The 17,712-nt window shown below is 66.6% G+C and carries 13 protein-coding genes and 1 riboswitch; of the genes, 6 read left to right on the top strand and 7 right to left on the bottom strand.

Annotated features, from left to right (window positions below; all coding sequences use genetic code 11):
* Positions 1-115: 115 nt before the first annotated feature.
* From FBZ89_RS14050 to FBZ89_RS14035, 4 genes are all read right to left on the bottom strand, one after another.
* Positions 116-586 carry a hypothetical protein gene (locus FBZ89_RS14050; protein ID WP_145750586.1) on the bottom strand — a complete coding sequence of 157 codons (471 nt, stop codon included), beginning with the start codon at positions 584-586 and terminating at the stop codon, positions 116-118.
* A 108-nt stretch (positions 587-694) separates the two neighbouring features.
* Positions 695-2,305: a hypothetical protein gene (locus FBZ89_RS14045; RefSeq protein ID WP_145750585.1), complete on the bottom strand. Its 1,611-nt coding sequence runs from the start codon at positions 2,303-2,305 to the stop codon at positions 695-697.
* Between the two features lie 454 nt (positions 2,306-2,759).
* A complete protein-coding gene (locus FBZ89_RS14040) occupies positions 2,760-3,008 on the bottom strand; it encodes a hypothetical protein (protein ID WP_145750584.1) in 249 nt (82 codons plus the stop codon).
* Between the two features lie 3 nt (positions 3,009-3,011).
* A complete protein-coding gene (locus FBZ89_RS14035; RefSeq protein WP_145750583.1) occupies positions 3,012-3,416 on the bottom strand; it encodes a hypothetical protein in 405 nt (134 codons plus the stop codon).
* A 602-nt stretch (positions 3,417-4,018) separates the two neighbouring features.
* Between FBZ89_RS14035 and FBZ89_RS14030 the strand changes: the two genes are divergently transcribed.
* The 3 genes from FBZ89_RS14030 to FBZ89_RS14020 all read left to right on the top strand — a co-directional run bounded on the left by FBZ89_RS14030 (position 4,019) and on the right by FBZ89_RS14020 (position 7,067).
* Positions 4,019-4,717, top strand: coding sequence for a response regulator transcription factor (locus FBZ89_RS14030; protein ID WP_281292018.1), 699 nt, complete (start codon positions 4,019-4,021; stop codon positions 4,715-4,717).
* 30 nt (positions 4,718-4,747) lie between these two features.
* Positions 4,748-6,262 (top strand): sensor histidine kinase, encoded by a 1,515-nt coding sequence (locus tag FBZ89_RS14025; protein ID WP_145750581.1) that lies wholly within the window; start codon positions 4,748-4,750, stop codon positions 6,260-6,262.
* Between the two features lie 127 nt (positions 6,263-6,389).
* On the top strand, positions 6,390-7,067 hold the full coding sequence (locus FBZ89_RS14020; protein ID WP_145750580.1) for a Fe2+-dependent dioxygenase: 678 nt from the start codon (positions 6,390-6,392) through the stop codon (positions 7,065-7,067).
* A gap of 12 nt (positions 7,068-7,079) precedes the next feature.
* Here the strand turns inward: FBZ89_RS14020 and FBZ89_RS14015 are convergent, their stop codons facing one another.
* Positions 7,080-10,136, bottom strand: coding sequence for a DUF748 domain-containing protein (locus FBZ89_RS14015; RefSeq protein ID WP_145750579.1), 3,057 nt, complete (start codon positions 10,134-10,136; stop codon positions 7,080-7,082).
* Positions 10,137-10,264: 128 nt separating this feature from the next.
* Positions 10,265-12,661: a WD40/YVTN/BNR-like repeat-containing protein gene (locus FBZ89_RS14010; RefSeq protein ID WP_246172193.1), complete on the bottom strand. Its 2,397-nt coding sequence runs from the start codon at positions 12,659-12,661 to the stop codon at positions 10,265-10,267.
* 253 nt (positions 12,662-12,914) lie between these two features.
* Here FBZ89_RS14010 and FBZ89_RS30875 point away from each other — a divergent pair, with 253 nt between their 5' ends.
* The gene (locus FBZ89_RS30875) at positions 12,915-13,076 is read left to right on the top strand and encodes a hypothetical protein (RefSeq protein WP_186457356.1); all 162 of its coding nucleotides are present in this window, start codon (positions 12,915-12,917) and stop codon (positions 13,074-13,076) included.
* Between the two features lie 59 nt (positions 13,077-13,135).
* Positions 13,136-13,246, top strand: a riboswitch (yybP-ykoY riboswitch).
* A 119-nt stretch (positions 13,247-13,365) separates the two neighbouring features.
* The gene (locus FBZ89_RS14005) at positions 13,366-13,941 is read left to right on the top strand and encodes a manganese efflux pump MntP (RefSeq protein WP_145618358.1); all 576 of its coding nucleotides are present in this window, start codon (positions 13,366-13,368) and stop codon (positions 13,939-13,941) included.
* Here FBZ89_RS14005 and FBZ89_RS14000 read toward each other — a convergent pair.
* Positions 13,938-14,948: an adenosine deaminase gene (locus tag FBZ89_RS14000; protein WP_145750578.1), complete on the bottom strand. Its 1,011-nt coding sequence runs from the start codon at positions 14,946-14,948 to the stop codon at positions 13,938-13,940. The genes FBZ89_RS14005 and FBZ89_RS14000 overlap by 4 nt on opposite strands.
* 219 nt (positions 14,949-15,167) lie before the next feature.
* On the opposite strand from FBZ89_RS14000, the gene FBZ89_RS13995 reads away from it, so the two are divergent.
* The gene (locus tag FBZ89_RS13995; protein WP_145750577.1) at positions 15,168-17,291 is read left to right on the top strand and encodes a multicopper oxidase family protein; all 2,124 of its coding nucleotides are present in this window, start codon (positions 15,168-15,170) and stop codon (positions 17,289-17,291) included.
* Positions 17,292-17,712: the final 421 nt, after the last annotated feature.

The following is a 17,712-nucleotide window of genomic DNA, read 5'->3' as shown; positions in this document are numbered from 1 at the left end:
TGTCGGGGATACACGCGCGTATGATACCGCAGCCGGCGCATCCCGGGAAAGATGCGCCGCGCGAGCCCCCCCGCACCGCCTTGCGGGAGGGTCCTCGTTTGTCGGACCAATGGGATCAGGCCCGGCCCACCTTGGCCGGCGCGTCCTGCGGCGCGTTCACCAGGGCGTCGGCATGGTCCAGCAGGTGCTGGCGGATCTGGCGGCCGCTGAGGCCGGTGTCCGCCAGGCTGTGGCTGTTGAACACGGTGCGGTCGTTGTCGCCGCGCCGCAAGCCATGGGCCCACAGGTAGAACTCTCCGGTGGTCGCTTCCACCAAGATGTCATCCAGGCCGGCGCCCAGGCGCTGCATTTCCGCCGGGCTCAGTTCGGCCACGAAGATGATGAAGCGGCGCACGGACTCGTCGTTCTCGCGGTTGATGCGCAGGATGTGGCGGATGCCCTGCTCCATCAGCGCGTTGATGCTGGTGCCGTCCAGCGCCGCACGGATCTTGATCTGCCGCAGCAGGTCGGGTTCCAGGCGGAAGGTGGTCATGACCCGCTGGTCCCCGGGGCGGTCCTTAAGCTTGGGGGTGGCTTTTTCCGGCATGACGGTCTTGGCTCCTCTTCGGGGGCGGTCTCGTCCATCAAGCTTTCATGATGGCATCGGGACCTTGGAAAAGGCCCGGCCCCCGAGGGAGCCGGGCCAGGTTGTGATTTAGAACGGGTAGTAACGGAAGGCGGTGTAGAGAACCGTGTCGTCGGTGCTGGGGCTGCCGCCCACGCCCTGGAAAAGGTCGCGGCGGATGTATTCGCCCTGCATGCCGAACTGCATGGTGCCCATGTTGCCGTGGTAGAATTTCCACCAGAAGCCGGCCGTCGCCTCACGCACCGAACGGGTGTTGCCCGCGCAGGCGAGGGGCGAGTTCTCGGTGTAGCAACCGGTGTTGACGGCTAGGCCGCTGCCGTAACCGTAGGCCTTGCCGGCGACCGTGAACGCCTTGCTGTCCTCCTGTTCCAGGCCGTAGTAGGCGTACAGATCCCAATCGGACGTGGGGTGGCCGATGACGCCGGCCATGGCCGTGACCTCGGTGATGGGCGATAGGCGGCCGTAGGGGTTGACCGTCACGTCCGGCAGGCTGGAGGAGCCATAGCGGCCGATACCCTGGCCAGCCATGGTGCTCAGTTGAATGTCCACATACTTGGGCACCACCGGCAGGATAGCGGCGGCACCGACGCCGAAGCCGGTCTCGGTGTAGTTCTGGCCGGCGGCACGGCTCTGGAACTCACGCGCCAGGCCAAACACCTCGTAATGGCCCCAGCCGGGCTCGGCCACAGCCTTCACGATCAGGTCGGGGGCGATGTCGGTGGAGTAGTTGGCCGTGCTGTTCAGCAGCGAGCCGCCGGGACTGGTGTTGCTGTTGGACACCAAGGCGGTCGAGCCGTTGATGGACGCCTGCGGGCTTTCCAACGCCACACCCAGCCAATAATGGCGGTTCCAGTCCTTGACCACGCGCAGACCCCAGTTGCGGGTCCAGTCAAAGCCGGCGGCGTACTGGGCGTCCGGGCCCATCGGCAGCGCTTCGGTGCGGGGATCGATGCCGGACTTGTTGGTGGTGACCAGGCTGAATGACTGGCCGGCCAGCAGGTGCCAACCGGTATCCTTCCAATCGGCGGTCAGATAGCCCTGGCGCAGGCGCGGAACGTAGCTGTTGCTCTGCCCGCTGTTGGAGGACGTGCCGACACCCAGGAAGTCGGACTCGAAGTAGGCGCCCAGGTGGGTATCGGGGCCGACGTCGCTTTCAGCCAGCATGGTCACGCGGCTCTGGCGCGCGCTGCCGCGGAACTCGCCCCGGTCGTAGTTGGAGGAGTTTTTCAGCGGAATGGCGGCGTAGGGGGTGGCCACGTCCGCGGTCATGTTGCGCGAGCGGTAGACGCTGGCCGCTTCGATGAAGCCGCCGAAGGTCAGCTTCACGCCCTTGCCCAGGCGCAGGCTGTTGTCGTTGGGGTCGGTCACCTTCTGCTGCTGGGCGACCTGGGTCGCTGCGGCGGCGGCCTTCTCGGCGGCCGCGCGGGATTCCACCACCGCCTTGGCGTTGGTGTCCTGCTGGGTCGCCAGCGCCTGCAGCTGGGACTGCAGCGCCTGGATCTGCCTGTTCAGGGCGTCGATCTGCGCCTGGGTCGCCACGATCTGGGTCGGGGTGGCGGCGGTGGCGGCAGCCGAGGCGGCCTTCTTATGCTTCGTGGTGCTGGCGGCGTCTTCCGCGCGCGCCGCCGTCGATGCACCCATCAGGGCCGCACCCGTCAGGGCGACGCAGGCCGTGGTCATGAACGCGGCACGCGCCAGGGCGCGGCCTTTCCGGATCTGATGCGGCGGATGGGTCCATCCGTTCCGCGCTTCAATAGACATTACTGTCCACTCCCATCAACTGATTAGCTTCTTATCCGCACCCGGACAGGCGCGATGGCCCTTTAAAGCAGTTGTCGATTGAAGAAATGTGGCGGTCGACTAAAGGATCTTTTAGATAACTAAATTCATTTTTAAGATCCGATGAGAGATGTTCGGCCGCATGCACGGCAATATGCCAATATACATCACGATATACTGCTATATTACTAGCTGAAGACCGCGCCCCACCGCCGGGTTTTCTGGGGGATGCAACCGGCAGCGGGGCGGGCCGACAGGCCCTGGGTGGTTTTGCGGGGGCCACCCGGGCCGTACGACGGATCCCCAGACAGGCGGGACGGGGATCCGTCGATGGCGGGCGATGGCGGGAAGCGCCTTAGTTGATGGGCACCAGGGTCTGGGTCATGGCGGCGTCAAGGTTGTCGACGCAGCGGGCATGTTCCCCCGTGCCCGGGGTGAAGCCGACCTCGGCGCAGGCGCGGTTCTCTTGCGCCAGCCGCTGGGTGGCGAAGGAGGGGCCGGCGCAGGCGGCCAGGCTGCCGCCGATACCGGCGACGAGGGTGGCGGCAGCCAGGATGGCGGCCCAATGGGCCTTGATCAGGCGGCGGCTGATGGCGATGGTCATGGGTCAGTTCCCCCCGGCGATGTCGATCGGGTTTTGGGTGGAGTGATAGGCGGCGACATGGGTGGCGTTGCCCAGGACCTTGTCGCGATAGTTCAGCACGCACATGGCGTAGTCCGGCGTATCCGGGGTCAGGCCCTTCTGGCTGCACGCCGACTGGCCGGCCAGGTTGGCGGAAGCCTCCGCCCGGTTCGTGGCGGCTTCGGCCAGCGATCCGGTCAAGCTGTCCACACAGGCGACGTAGTCGGTGTTGGGCGCCGTCAGGCCCATGGTGTCGCGACACACGCGCTTCACAGTGTCCACCTGGGTGGCGGGAACCGTCGCGGCATGGGCGCAAGCCGCCACCCCAGCCCATACCAGCAGGGCTAGTCCGGCCTGCTGTACTTTAGCATTCTTCAGTATACGCTGCATCTTCCACTCCAACCGTCAAGTGAATGACTGATGGGTTGAATGTTATCGTCACGGACTCACGCGACAACTAAAGCTTAGTTTATTTATTAAAACTGATTTTATGTTTTTAATAGATGAGTCAATCAGCTTACCAAGCATTGCCTTGGCAAACTTACGCTGACAGTAACCATATCGGTCGCACCATATCGGAATTTTAAAAATTTCCGCGATGGATTTGTGGGGTTTTTCACAACTAAATATCATGATATATTGCGGCATTAGATCACATCCCGGACTTTCACCGGGTAATGCGTTATCACAGCGCTCGCATAGCCAAAATTATAATTTTTTTTAAAAATCATTCGCCCTTTTTAATTGGCGACGTTAATCAAACGAGCCGAAAGTTGCGGCGGCAACGTCCCCGCCAGGGGACCGCCGTCGTCCGTTTCCCGCCCCAGCGGTATCGCCGCGTTCGCCCTGTTTGGTGGTTGCCACCGGCACGCCCTTGGCGGATGGTCTGGCCTTCGCCTTGGATGCGCACGCGCCCAGGGTATTGGCGTAACGGCTGATGACGGAACCGGCGGATGGATATCGACACATTCGACGATCAGGGATGGCCCCCCGTGACTTCCAAAGCTCACATCCTGCTGATTGAGGATGATCGGGAAACCGCCGATGAGATCATCCGCGATATGGCCGACCGCGGGTATATGATCAGCCACGCCGACAACGGCCGCGTGGGCCTGGAACGGGCGCGCGAAGGCAAGTACGACCTCAAGTACGACCTGCTGATCCTGGACCGCATGCTGCCGGAGGTGGACGGCCTGTCCATCATCAGCCAGCTGCGGGCGGAAGACGTGCCCGTGCCCGTGCTGTTCCTGAGCGCGTTGAACGACGTGGACGAACGCGTGCGCGGGCTGAAGGCCGGTGGCGACGATTACCTGACCAAGCCCTTCGTGCTGTCGGAACTGTCCGCCCGGGTGGAGGCCTTGCTGCGGCGGCCGGCGGAGCCGCGCACCACCCGCCTGCGCGTGGGCCCGCTGGAGCTGGACCTCATCAGCCGCGAGGCCAACCGCGACGGCCGTCCGGTGGAACTGCTGCCGCGCGAGTTCAAGCTGCTGGAGTACCTGATGCGCCACCCCGCCCAGGTCATCACCCGCGCCATGCTGCTGGAAGACGTGTGGAACTACCGCTTCTCGCCCCAGACCAACCTGGTGGACGTCCACATCGGCAAGCTGCGGCGCAAGGTGGACGCGCCCGGCGACTTCCCCATGATCTACAACATCCGCAACGTGGGCTTCGTTCTTCGTGAACCTCAGTGATATCGGCGGTATTCGATCGTGACCGCTGAAATGCCGCCTTGCGCAAGTGCCGGGCGCCGCCATCCGGCGACTTGGCTCGCGCGCCTCACGGCGCGGCCAGCCAGCCGGCGCGCCCCGGCACCACCTTCCCATGACCGCTGGTACGAGATAGCCCGCACCACCAGTTTCCGGCTGGCCACGGTGTTCGCCTGCTTCTTCGCCGGATCGTCCCTGCTGTTGTTCGCCTTCATCTACTGGCGGGCCACGGTGTTTGAGACCAATCGCATCGATGCCCTGATCACCGAGGACGCGCGCACCCTGGCCAGCGAGGACCAGGACGCCATCCTGGCCCTGATCAACACCCACGTGACGGGCGACTTCCACCGCGTGGGCTATGCCGCCCTGTTCGCACCCAACGGCAATCGCATCGCCGGCAACCTGGAAGGGGTGCCGCCCGGCCTTCCCATCGACGGCAAGGTCCACGTGGTGAGCGCCGCGCGCACCGATCTTCCGGCCATGGGTGCCATCGACGTACGCCTGGCGGCCCTGCGCATCGCCAACGGCAACATCCTGGTGATCGGCCGCAACGGCCAATACATGGTCGTGTTGCGCGAAGTGGTGATGCATGCCCTGACCATGGGCGCCATCCCGGCCATGGGCTTGGCGCTGGGCGCCGGCATGTTCCTGGCCTGGCGCACCCAGCAGCGCCTGAAGGAGGTACACCGCGCCGCCGAGCGCATCATGGGCGGAGAGGTGCATGAGCGCCTGCCCATCGCCGGCGTAGGGCCCCGGGACGAGCTGGACCGCCTGTCCCTGCTATTCAACGGCATCCTGGATGAGACGGAACGCCTGCTGGGCGAGATCAAGGCCACGGGCGATGAGATCGCGCATGACTTGCGCACCCCCTTGACCCGTGTTCGCGCCCGCCTGGAACGCACCCTGAAGGGCGACATGGGGCCGGAGGAGACGCGGGAGACGGTGGGCAAGGCCATCGGCGGCCTGGACCAGGCGCTGGCCATCATCACCGCCCTGCTGCGCATCCGCGAGCTGGAGAACAGCAAGCGCCAGCGCGGCTTCACCACCCTGGATCCGGCCGAGGTCATCCTGCTGATCGAGGAGTTGTACCAGCCCATCGCCGAAACCAAGGACATCGCGTTCACCGTCGATATCGCGCCCGTGCCGCCGATGTTCGCCGACCGCGACCTGCTGATGGAAGCGGTGGGCAATCTGGTGGACAACGCCCTGAAGTTCACGCCCCCGGGCGGCCGGGTCACCCTGGCGCTGGGTCCGCGTGAGGGTGACGGCGCCACCGTCATCCGCGTGGCCGACAACGGCCCCGGCATCGCGGCGCACGAGCGCGACCTGGTCTTCTCCCGCTTCTATCGCTCCGACCGCACCCGCCACCTGGAGGGCACGGGCCTGGGCCTCAGCCTGGTGGCCGCCATCGCCCGCCTGCACGGCATGGCGCCGCGGGTGGGCGACAACAACCCCGGCTGCGTGGTGGAGCTGGCGGCGGAGGGGGCGATCGCGCCCAGGGCGCCGGTGCCCGCCACCCCGGCCGTTTGAATAGTCGCCCGTCCCCGGCGTTCCTGCGTTGCGGCTCTGGCCAGCCCCACTGCCCGGTTGCCAGTCCCCGAGCCAACGGGCAAGGTGACCGGCCTCAAGAAGACGAACGCAGGGACGCCGCGGGCCCATGATCACCATTTTCCCGAATGTCCTGAGCCCCCAGGAAGTCAGCCAGTTGCTGGTGGGCCTGCGCGGCACGCCCTTCGCCGACGGCGCCGCCACGGCGGGGGAGCAAATCCGGCAGGTGAAGAAGAACCTGCAATTGCAGGCGGGAATGCCGGGCTATGACGGCGCCTTCCGCACGGTGGTGCGTGGTATCGAGCGCTGTGAGGATTTTCGCCGCGCGCTGTTCCCCCTGCTGATGGCGCCGCTGGCCTTCAACCGCTATGACGAGGGCATGGAGTACGGCGCCCACAACGACATGCCGGTGATCAACACGCCGGACCGGGGGCCCATCCGCGCCGACATCTCTTTCACCCTGTTCCTGTGCGACCCCGCGTCCTATGACGGCGGGGAACTGGTCATCGACCAGGGCGGGCACGAACAGGGGTTCAAGCCGGCGGCGGGGTCGCTGGTCGCCTACCCGTCCGGCGCCATCCACCGCGTGGCCAAGGTGACCCGGGGTACCCGCATGGCCGCCGTGGGCTGGCTGCAAAGCATGATCCGCCGGCCGGAACATCGGTCCATGCTGCATGACCTGGGCCAGGCCCGCACCCACCTGCACAGCCTGGAAGGCAAGAGCGCGCAATTCGACGCCCTGGCCCGCATCTACGCCAACCTGATGCGCGAATGGACGGAGCTGTGAAGCCGCAACGGCCTAGTCGCCGGCGCTGGCCGCGTCCAGCTTCAGGGGAATCAACCCTTCCCTGTCCACCTTCGCCTGGACTTCGCCGCGCAGGCTGACCCGCTTGGGATCCAGGTTGGGCAGCCGCTGCTTCAGGGCGCCGGCCACCGCCGTCGCCCGGGCCTGTGCCAAGGCTTTCAAGGCTTGTTCCGCCACCGGTTCGGTTTTGGCGACACGATCGCGCAGGGCGGTGACATAGCCCGGCTCATCCAGCACAGGGACCGGTGGGGTCTTGCCGCCGGGGGCAGTCGGGGGCGTGCGGGTGGGAGGCGCGCGGGTGAAGGAATCACGCAACGGCGGCAGCTGGTCGGCGCCCAGGCGCTCACGGAACTGCGCCTCCAGGAACTGGCGCTGGCCTTCCAGGGTATAGTTGTCGGCCAGGGCCCGGGTCATGCGGGCGTCCAGCGCGTCCATCTGCAGTTGTGCCTTGTCCGCCTCCGGCGCCACGACGCCGGGCACCACCAGGGCCAATTGCGGCCGGGCCCCCAGCGCCTGGGCCAGATGGATGATCTTCTCCTGCTCCGGCGGGGGAAGGTCGGCCCGGCCGGGGGCGAAGTCGATATGATCCAGCTTGTCCGCGTCCGCCCCGTCGAACAGCGCGGCCAGAGCGCGGAAGGGGGCGGTGACCAGATTGGTCAGCAGGTCGGCGGCGGCGGCGCGGATGACGCTGCCGATGTCGAAACGTGGGTCGTTGATGTTGCCGCTGACCGGCAGGTCGACGTTGATCTTACCCTCGTCATCCTTCAGCAGGGCGATGGCGAGGTCCAAGGGCAGGTCCAGCGCGCCGGGCACATCCACCCGGTCACCCAGCTTGATATCGCGGATGACGACGCGGTTGGTGCCGTTCAGCGCGCCGCCCTTGACCAGGTAGTGCAAGTCGACGTCCAGCCGCCCCCGGTCGATGCGCCGGCCGGCAAACTTCACCGTGTAAGGCGACAGGTCGGGGAATTCGACGTTGCGGAACAGCATGTTGACGTTGGAATCGCGGCCGGGGTCGAAGGGCACGAGCCGGCCGTCGATGGTCAGCTGGCCGAAGTCGCCCACCTGGCCGCGCAGGGCCAGGCGCGAGGACGCCGTGGCGCTGGAACTGAGCGCCGCCACCTCCCCCTGCAGATTGGTGATGTGGGCCGAGAACGGCAGTGGCAGGGAGGCGTCGCCGTAGTCGGCCTTGCCGGCGGCGACCACCACCCGGCCCACGCTGACCGCCGGGGCCGGTGCTGAAGCTTGTGCGGCCGACCCGGCGGCGGCCTTGGCCCGTGGCACCATCAGATGGTTGAAGTTGGTGGTCTGGTTGGCCGCCACCTGCAGGCGCAGATAGGGCGCCGCCACGGTGACCTGGGAAACGCGCAGATCATTGGCCGCCTGGCTGTATTCAAAGCGGTCGATGCTCAACCTATCCCAGGAGACGACCGGGATGCCGCCGCCCTGCTCCGCCACCGCCAGCGACCGCACCTCGCCCTTGCCGACCACGGTGAGGCCGCCGGGCGTCCCGCCCTCAGGCGGTGTGATCGTGATGTCACCCTCCGCCGACAGATAGCCATCGTTGATGTCCACCCGGGCGCTTTCGCGCACATAGGGCTGGGCGGCGGTGACCGGCAGGTCGGCCAGGGCGGCCGTGGCCTCAAGCTGCAGGGCCGGCAGCGCCGTGACCTTGCCTTGCGCCGTCACCTGGCCCCCGCCGGACAGCGCCGCCGCCAGGGTGAAGGGGAATGCGGCGCCCGCCTGGTTGGAGAGATTGTCCAGGGTGAGATCGATGGGCGTCAGCTCCAGCCGCGCCGGTTCATGCAGCGCCTGATCCTCCACCACCGCCTTGGCCTTGCGCACCTGGACCTTGCCCAGTGTGGCGGTCCATGGCGGCGCGTCGGCCCCCTTTGGTGTCGGCACGGCCGCCGGACCGCCATCCCCAACCAGCCAGGGCATGGGACCGACGCGGCCGTCCGCCTGGCGCCGCACGGCCACGGTCAAGCCGTCCAGGCTGAGGCTGTCGGCGGCGGCGGTCCGTTCCGGCCAAGCCAGGCGCCCGCCGGCCAGGCGCAGTTCCGGCAGGGTCAGGAAAGGCGCCGCCACCCCGGCCTCATGCACCGCCAGGTCGCGCAACACCACACCCGCATGGCTGACCGCCAGGGCATAGGCACCGTCGGCGCGGCGGCTGACCTGATAGTCCAGGTCAACCGCCAGGGTACCGGTCGGCACGGTGACCTTGAAGACGTCGCCGAAATAGCGGGCCGCCAGGGGAATGTAGGGCCCGCGCGCCGCCATATGGCCGGCGGAGACGATGGGGTTCAGGCCGGATGTGCCCGTCCATTCCAGGGTGGCGCCGCCCTCCAGCCCCACCTGCAGGTGCTGTTGCCCCTGGCGTTCCGGCAGGGTGCTGAGGTCGTTGAACTCCATGCTGACGGGGCCGACCTTGGTCTTGAACGGTGTGCCCGGCACTTGGTCGGTCACGTCGGCGTCCGCGTTGGTGATGGTCACGTGATGGATCAGCAGGCGCGGCAGGCCCTGGCTGGGCGCTTCGGCCTTGGCCTGGTCATCGCCAGAGGCGGCGGCCTGGATCAGGCGTCCAATGTTGGTGTCGGTCTCGCCATACCGCACCAGCGTCGTCTTCAGCCCATCCAGCTGGATGTCGCTGATGCCCCAGGCCCAGCGCAACAGGCCGCTGGGCGCCAGGCGGACATACAGCCGGTCGAAACCCAGCAGAGGGGCGCCGTCCGCCTCCGTCAGGCGGAAGCCGCTCAATTCGATGCTGAGGGCGTAGGGGTTGACGCGCACCCTGTCCAGGGCGGCCGGGCGCTGGAAGGTGGATTGCGCGACTTTCACGACCTGCCACCGCAGCAGGGGTGGAAGGGCGAAGAAACCCACCAGCGTGTAGAGCGCCAGGATAAGGACGGCCCAGAAACGCTTGCGCCGCACATTCCACCACAGGCGGGGCTCGCCCAGCCGCAGCCGCCGGACGAAGGCACCGGCATGAAGACGCAATCCCCCCTTGGACGGGGGCTGTGGCGCGGACGGGGTGGGAGGTGAGGTCGGCATGGGATAGGGTCCTGCGGCGCGGACCCTATCCTATAATGGCAAAGCTGCAAGGGATATGGGTTTAGTGCCCACCGGACCTACGCGGAAGACACTAACCCTTTGGATTGTATTATAATTCCCCTACTCCTTTATTGGGGATCGCCATAGACGATGCCCCGGCCGTGGGTCCCGACATAGACGCGACCGTACTGCTTGGGATCGCCCGACACCTGCAGGATCAGTCCCCACTGGTGCTGGTCATCGTTCACCCGCACCCAGTGACGCCCGGCATCGTCGGAGCGGAAGATGCCCCGCTGACGGTCGATGGTGCCCACCAGGTAAAGGGCGGCGATGTCGGCCCCGGGTGCGGCCTTGCCGAAGCCGAAGGCGTGCAACTCCTCCACACCGGGAAGGCGGGTGAAGGCCCCGCCATCGGCCGTGCCGCGGTAGAGCCCATCGAAGGCGGCGATCCACAGGTCGCCCTTGCGGCCCGGCGTGGCATACAGGGCATCCTGGCCGCCACGCGGATCGCCCCGGCCGTTGCGCACCGCCGCCGGCGTGGGCAGGCCGTTGGGCAGGGTGAAGGGCCGCGCCTGGAAATGGGCGGCGCGGTCGGTGCTGACGTACAGTTTCCCATCGAACAGCGACAGGGCGTAGAAGGTGTTGGAATCCACGGCGTCGCCGATCACCCGCACGCCGTCCGGCAGGCCTTGGGCGGAGGTCCAGGTGGCGCCGTGGTCGATGGTGACGTAGGCGCCGGACACCAGGCCTTCCTTCGCCCCCTGTGGCGTCCACACCCACGTGGTTCCATCGGCGGAGACGGCGACCTTGCCGCGCTTGGCCTCCGGCACCGGCATCTCCGCCGGCTTCCAGCTATGGCCGCCATCCAGGGAATAGCCGATGTTGGGCGCGGGATAGCGTTCGTCGTGGATGCCCACGCGCACCACCACGCCGGGGTTCAGCGGCGCCGACACCACGCTGTCGGTGTTGCCGAACAGGGGCGAGGAGGCAGCGCCCTCCGGCGCCGGCTTGTCCAGGTCCCAATGCACGAAGCCGCCATAGTCGCCGATGGCGGAAATCAGCGGGGCGCCCTGGACGGGGCTATTGAAGGCCATGCCCACCGTTTCCTCGATGCCGGTGCTCATCACCTGCCAATGGCTGGGCTGGCCCTGGTCCACGGCGGTGAGATCAAACGTCTCCCACCCGCCGTAGCCCGTGGTGAACATGGCATGGTCGGGGTTGGCGGGATCGATCTCGATATCAAACAGCCAGTGGATGGGCGTGGGCCTCACATAGGGCGCCAGGCTGTAGTCGTAGACGCCGCCGTTCTTGCCATCGCCCTTGGGGCCGCCGAACACGCCGTGCCAGGTCTTGCCGCCATCCAGGCTGCGGAAGATGTCCTCCCCCAGCCCGGGATAGGATCCCGGCTGGCGATGCCGGTCGAAGGAGCTGGCGATGACCACCTTGGGATTGTGCGCATCCACCGCCACGGCGGCATAGCCGAAGGCGGCCCCCTTGGCGGCGTCCGGCTTCTCCGGCGTGATGTCGGTCCACGTACCCCGCCGGGTGTCCAGCTTCCACACGGCGCCGTCGGTCATACGGGTGGGGCCGGGGCTGCTGCCGTAAGAGACGTAGAGCGTGCCATCGGCCGCCAGCGCGGCGCGTGTGGGGCGGTTGGCGGTGGGCTGGCCCGGCACGGGCGCCCAGGTCCGGCCGCCGTCGGTGCTGCGGAACAGGTTGTCCCGCCCCTTCAGCGAGGCGCCGACGTAGATCGTGCGGCTGCCCTTGCCGTTCCTGTCAGCACTTTTGGGGTCGAAGATCACGAACACCAGGCCGGCCCCGCCCCGCGCCCAGGGCGACACGCCGGCGGCGGCCTCCTTCGACAGGTCTTCCGTCACGTCGGGGAAGCCGGCCACACGCGACCAAGTGGCCGCGCCGTCGTGGCTGACCCACAGGCCGTCATGGCGGGTGCCAAGGTAGAGCGTATCCGGATCGTTGGGATCGACCGCCAGGCGTTCGCCATTGCCACGGCCGTTCTCGTTGCCGCCGAACTTGATGGGCACGTCGACGCGGCGGAAGGTGCGCCCCCGGTCGTCGGAACGCACGATGGCGCCTGTGGGCGCCAGCGGGTTGGTGTAGGTGCCCAGCGCCATGTAGACGCGGTCGGGGTTGCGCGGGTCCAGCGCGATGCTTTCCACGCCCATCAGGTTGGTGTCGGCATAGGACACCCAGTCCAACAGGGGAATCCAGCGCCTGGCCCCCTCGTCCCAACGGTAGGCGCCACCCATGTCGGTGCGGGCATAGCGCAGGCCGGGCACGGTGGGATGGAAGACGATGCCATCGACGAAGCCGCCGCCGACGATCTGGACGTTCTTCCATTGATAGGGCGCCTGCCCCGTCAACGCGGGCCCCTGCGGCGCCGATGGCGTGGCGGCAGCGGGCGGCGCCTTCTGACCGCCATCCGTCTGGCAGCCGGCCAGCGCCAAGACGGCTACCGTGGCGAGCAGCAGGCGTCGCGCCCGCGCGGAATGCGAGTTTCCTGTCATGACAGCGTTCCCAACCCCATTTGTAATCGTTTTCGCGGCCACTGTTGCCCAAGTTACCGGTAACATCAAGGATGCCAATCACGTCCGGATGTCGCAGGCGGCGGAAGCCGGCCCAGCGGACGTTCGTCGTGCGGCATCGCCACGGGCCGCCATCAAATCTTCACAGCTGTCACGGCATTGGCATGGCACGGTCGTTGGCACGCCCCCGCATCATCCTGGCGGCCCCGGCGGGATATCATGTGAAAGGAAGCCCATGCCCACCCATACGCCGCCGTCCCCCACGCCCGGCCAAACCGGGACCACCGGCCCCGCCAAGGTCAATGACCGGCATGTCGACCAGCTGCTGGACGAGGCGCTGGAGGAAAGCTTTCCCGCCAGCGACACGCCGTCGGTTCCCCCGTCGCGGGAACCATGACGGGGTTATTGTGCGGTGCGAAAGGAGTCTTGACAGACCGCCTCGCCAGCCGTTAATCACCGCCCATCATTGGGGAGTAGCCGCCCGCCGATTTTGAGCGGGCGCCGCGTCAACAGACTTGGGCCCCGCCGGTGCCTTACCGGTGTCGCCCATGGCGCGTGCGACCGATCCGCCCCCGCGCGGATCGCTGGCGAGACCAGTGGCATGTCGCGTCCGCCCTGGCCGGGCCGGGCGCGCATCGCTGCTGTCGTCCGCCTGGCCTGTCGTATTGCCGCCCCCGAGGTCCATCATGCCCATCACCACGTCCTTCGCCCTGGCGTTCAGCCTGTCCATGGACGCCTTCGCCGCCTCATTGGGCAAGGGCGCCAGCCTGAACCGCCCCGGCGTGCGGGAGGCGGCCCGGGTGGGCGCCTATTTCGGCCTGTTCGAGCTGGCGGCCCCCATCCTGGGCTGGGGCCTGGGTCTGTCCTTCGCCCATTACATCGAGGCCTACGACCACTGGATCGCCTTCGGCCTGCTGCTGATCGTGGGTGGGCGTATGGCCTGGCTGGCGTGGAAGAACGACGACGAAGACAAGCCCAAGGCCGACCGGCATTCGCCCCTGGCGCTGGCCATGACCGCCATCGCCACCAGCATCGACGCCACCGCCGTGGGCATCACCCTGGGCTATATGAATGTCGATGTGCCCACCACCATCGCCCTGATCGGCCTGGTGACGTTCACCATGGCCTTCGGCGGGGTGATGCTGGGCCGGGCCGCCGGTCCCGTGCTGGGCCGCTGGGCCGAGGTGCTGGGCGGCCTGGGCCTGATCGGCATCGGCGCGAAGGTGCTGTACGACCATACTCTCGGCGGCTTCGGCGGCTAAAGCGCTATAGCGTCCAGCTTGGCCAGATACGGCGCCTGGGCCGCCGCGTCCAGGAAGGAGCCGGTGATGCTGTTGCGGGCCAACCGCGCCAGCTGCGCCCGGTCCAGTCCCAAGGCCGCCGCCACGCGGACGTAGTTGTCCAGCAGGTAGCCGCCGAAATACGCCGGGTCGTCGGCGTTGACCGTCGCCCTCAGGCCCAGCTCCAGCATGCGCCGCAGGGGATGCGCCTCCAGACTGGGCACGACGCAGAGCTTGAGGTTGGACAGCGGGCACACCGTCAGCGTCGTGCCCTGGTCCACCAGGCGGCGGGTGAGGTCCGCATCCTCCAGCGCGCGGTTGCCATGGTCCAGGCGATCCACGCCCAGGATGTCCAGCGCCTGCCAGACATAGTCGGGCGGCCCCTCCTCCCCCGCGTGGGCCACCAGCTTCAGCCCCCGCTCCCGCGACGCCTGGAACACCCGGGCAAACTTCGACGGGGGGTTGCCCACCTCGGATGAATCCAGGCCGACGCCCTTGATGCGGTCCAGATAAGGCTCCGCCGCCTTCAGGGTGGCGAAGGCCGCCTCTTCATCCAGATGGCGCAGATAGCAAAGGATGAGGTGGGAGGTGACGCCCAGCTCCCGTTCCGCCGCCGCCATGCCGGCCAGCAGGCCATCGGCCACGACCTGGAAGGGGATGCCGCGGTCGGTATGGGTCTGGGGGTCGAAGAAGATCTCGGCATGCACGCCGCCGTCGGCCGCCAGCCGGCGAAAATAGGCCAGCGCCAGGTCGTGGAAATCCTCCTCCGTGCGCAGCACCTGGGCGCCCTGGTAATAGATGTCCAGGAAGTCCTGAAGGTTGGTGAAGGCGTAGGCCGCCCGCACCTCCTCCACCGTGCGGAAGGGCAGCGCCACGCGGTTGCGGCGGGCGAACGCGAACATCTGCTCCGGTTCCAGGCTGCCTTCGATGTGCAGGTGCAGCTCCGCCTTGGGCAGGCCACGGATGAAATCGGAGAGAGGATCGGTCATGGAGCGGCCTTTCGAGGTCACAGGAAGTGATCAGTGTAGCCCCGGCGCCGCCACCGGCAACAGCCCTTCCCGCAGCGCCGTTAAAACAGCGGATACATCCGAGGAGGGTATATCAATCATCCATGCTCGTTTAACGGGTGGATTGGCGCCAAGCATCTGCTAGATTGCACCCCAACAACTCAACCAGAGGCGGCATGGGCCGCGAAGAGGGGGTGGAGCATGCAAAGACATCCGGCGCGCGGCGCGTCATTGAATTGGAGCCTGGGAACCGGCGTCGCCGCCCTGAGCCTGATGCTGCTGGCAGCCGCCCAGCCCGCCGCGGCGCAAAGCACCTTCGCCAACCCACCCAGCCTGCCGCAGACGGCGCCAGCGACGGGCTCGGCCAACGTTCCCGGCCTGCCCAGGGCGCCGTCGGCCATCAGCCTGGCCACCGCCCCGGCAGCGCACGCCGGCAAGGAACGGGCCTTCGACCTGCACATCCAGTACACCGACGGCGCCCTGTATGACCCAGGGGAGCAGCGGTACCAGCGCGTGCACCTGCGCAGCTATGTCGGCACCGGCGTGTCGCCCGGCACGCCCTATGTGGCGCCGGAGATCAACGTGACGCCGGGCGACACGGTGCGCGTCACCCTGCACAACGACCTGCCGCCCGACCCCAGCTGCAGCGACCACAGCATCCCGGTGGACCAGCCGCACTGCAACAACGGCACCAACCTGCATTCGCATGGCCTGTGGGTCAGCCCCACGGGCAACAGCGACAATGTGCTGATCTCCCTGAATCCGGGTGTCAGCTTCCAGTATGAATACAACATCCCCGCCGACCATCCGGCCGGCACCTTCTGGTACCACCCGCACCGGCACGGCTCGACCGCCCTGCAGGTGGCCAGCGGTATGGCGGGCGCCCTGGTCATCCATGGCGACCGCAAGCCCACGCCCCAGGTGAACGGCGACCTGGACACCCTGCTGGTCGGTCCTGACGGCAAGGCCTTCAAGGACCGCACGGTGCTGTTCCAGCAGATCCAGTATTACTGCCTGGACGATAAGGGCCAGCAGACCTGGAACTGCAAGGCCAACCAAACGGGCATCATCGAGAACATCGACAACTTCGGCCCCGGTTCCTGGCAACAGTCCGGCCGCTGGACCAGCATCAACGGCGTGATCATGCCGACCTTCACCGACGCCCAGGCGGGCACCGTGGAGCGCTGGCGCCTGATACACGCCGGCATACGTGAGACCATCAATGTGGAATTCCACAAGATGGTGGATACCACCGCAGCCACCGCCCGCCCCACCAAGGACAGCATGGGCAACTTCATCGATACGGTGTGCACCGGCCCCGCCGTGCCCTACCAGGTGGTGGCCGCCGATGGCCTGACCATGGGCAACACCCTGACCAATACCAACACCGTTCTGCAGCCGGGCTATCGCTACGACGTGCTGGTGGTCTTCCCCCAGGCCGGCAATTACTGCGTGACGCAGAAGGCGCAGACCGCGAGTAACACCGTCAGCCGGTCCGATACGCTGCGCAGCCTGCTGGGGGTGGTGACCGTCCGTGGCGGCACGCCCACGGCCAACCCGACGCAGACCCTGGTGAACACCCTGGTCGCTTCCGCCCAGCGCACCATGCCGGCCGACGTGCGCGCCCAGATCATCGCCGATCTGACCGCCAAGGACGGCATGAAGCTGAGCCGCTTCGTTCCCCACCCGACCATCACCGATGATGAGGTCAAGGGCGTGCCCGAAGAGGACATGGTGTTCTATCTGGGACCGGGCGTCCCGGATGACCCCAACAAGCAGCCCTATACCGGCCTGACGGCCACCAAGTTCACCGTGGCCAACAACTTTGAGATGGTGCAGTACGACGGTCAGAACTGGGTGCCCAAGGGCACCGCGCCCTATAACCCGGCCCAGATCGACCGCAAGCTGGTGCTGGGCACGGCTCAGCAGTGGGAATTGCGGTCCTACAGCATCAGCCACCCCTTCCACATCCATGTGAATCCCTTCCAGATCGTCGCCATCTATAACGACAAGGGCCGGGACGTCAGCCTGCCCGGCGCCGTGGACGACGATGGCGACACCCAGTTCGCCGGCCTGAAGGGCGCCTGGAAGGACACGTTATGGGTCAAGACCAACGACAGCGCCTTCGCGCCCCCTGGCTTCAAGCCCAATCCGAACCCGCCAATCCATTATTACCGCCTGATCGTCCGCACCCGCTATGAGCGGTACATCGGGGAGTTCGTCCTGCACTGCCACATCCTGGACCATGAGGACCAGGGCATGATGCAGAACGTGGAGATCGGTATCAGCGACGGGGCAGGCGGCCTGGCCCACGCCCACCACTGACCAGTCCCCGTTCCTGAACCCTTCTTTATGACGGCCCAGCCCCTGGCTGGGCCGTTTTCTCTGGGGCCCCTGTAAGACGCATCGACACTTTAGCCATCCTCATGAGTCGCCGCTTGAAGGGCCCGCCGGCCCGCCACAGGCCGTTGCCCAAGGATTTCAGGCATTTATGCGAAATAAGGCCCGTTTTTATGGGAGGCCCGGCCTGATGCTTCCATGGCAAGCCGTATTGGTTAATTTCTCGGCCCTTTTTCAGAAATTGCCCTGGAAATTCAACCGACAACCTACAGGGATAAGCAACCATGGAATGTCAATATAAATGCAATATAAACGCATTATGATCACATTTGATCTTTATTTATTATCCAAAAGTAGATGTTATCTACGTCTCTTTTCATATTAATATTGCCTTAAGACTCCCCGT

The organism is Nitrospirillum amazonense, from assembly GCF_007828045.1.
Classification (GTDB): Bacteria; Pseudomonadota; Alphaproteobacteria; order Azospirillales; family Azospirillaceae; genus Nitrospirillum; species Nitrospirillum amazonense_C.
Note: the sequence above shows the minus strand (reverse complement) of the source record. Positions and strands in the feature narration are given on the sequence as shown.

Excerpts from the sequence above, each read along its gene's own strand:
- FBZ89_RS14045 (WP_145750585.1), bottom strand. The coding sequence starts at position 2,305 with ATGACCACGGCCTGCGTCGCCCTGACGGGTGCGGCCCTGATGGGTGCA.
- FBZ89_RS14025 (WP_145750581.1), top strand. The coding sequence starts at position 4,748 with ATGCCGCCTTGCGCAAGTGCCGGGCGCCGCCATCCGGCGACTTGGCTC.
- FBZ89_RS14010 (WP_246172193.1), bottom strand. The coding sequence starts at position 12,661 with ATGACAGGAAACTCGCATTCCGCGCGGGCGCGACGCCTGCTGCTCGCC.
- FBZ89_RS14015 (WP_145750579.1), bottom strand. The coding sequence starts at position 10,136 with ATGCCGACCTCACCTCCCACCCCGTCCGCGCCACAGCCCCCGTCCAAG.
- FBZ89_RS14040 (WP_145750584.1), bottom strand. The coding sequence starts at position 3,008 with ATGACCATCGCCATCAGCCGCCGCCTGATCAAGGCCCATTGGGCCGCC.
- FBZ89_RS14050 (WP_145750586.1), bottom strand. The coding sequence starts at position 586 with ATGCCGGAAAAAGCCACCCCCAAGCTTAAGGACCGCCCCGGGGACCAG.
- FBZ89_RS14005 (WP_145618358.1), top strand. The coding sequence starts at position 13,366 with ATGCCCATCACCACGTCCTTCGCCCTGGCGTTCAGCCTGTCCATGGAC.
- FBZ89_RS13995 (WP_145750577.1), top strand. The coding sequence starts at position 15,168 with ATGCAAAGACATCCGGCGCGCGGCGCGTCATTGAATTGGAGCCTGGGA.
- FBZ89_RS30875 (WP_186457356.1), top strand. The coding sequence starts at position 12,915 with ATGCCCACCCATACGCCGCCGTCCCCCACGCCCGGCCAAACCGGGACC.
- FBZ89_RS14020 (WP_145750580.1), top strand. The coding sequence starts at position 6,390 with ATGATCACCATTTTCCCGAATGTCCTGAGCCCCCAGGAAGTCAGCCAG.
- FBZ89_RS14035 (WP_145750583.1), bottom strand. The coding sequence starts at position 3,416 with ATGCAGCGTATACTGAAGAATGCTAAAGTACAGCAGGCCGGACTAGCC.
- FBZ89_RS14000 (WP_145750578.1), bottom strand. The coding sequence starts at position 14,948 with ATGACCGATCCTCTCTCCGATTTCATCCGTGGCCTGCCCAAGGCGGAG.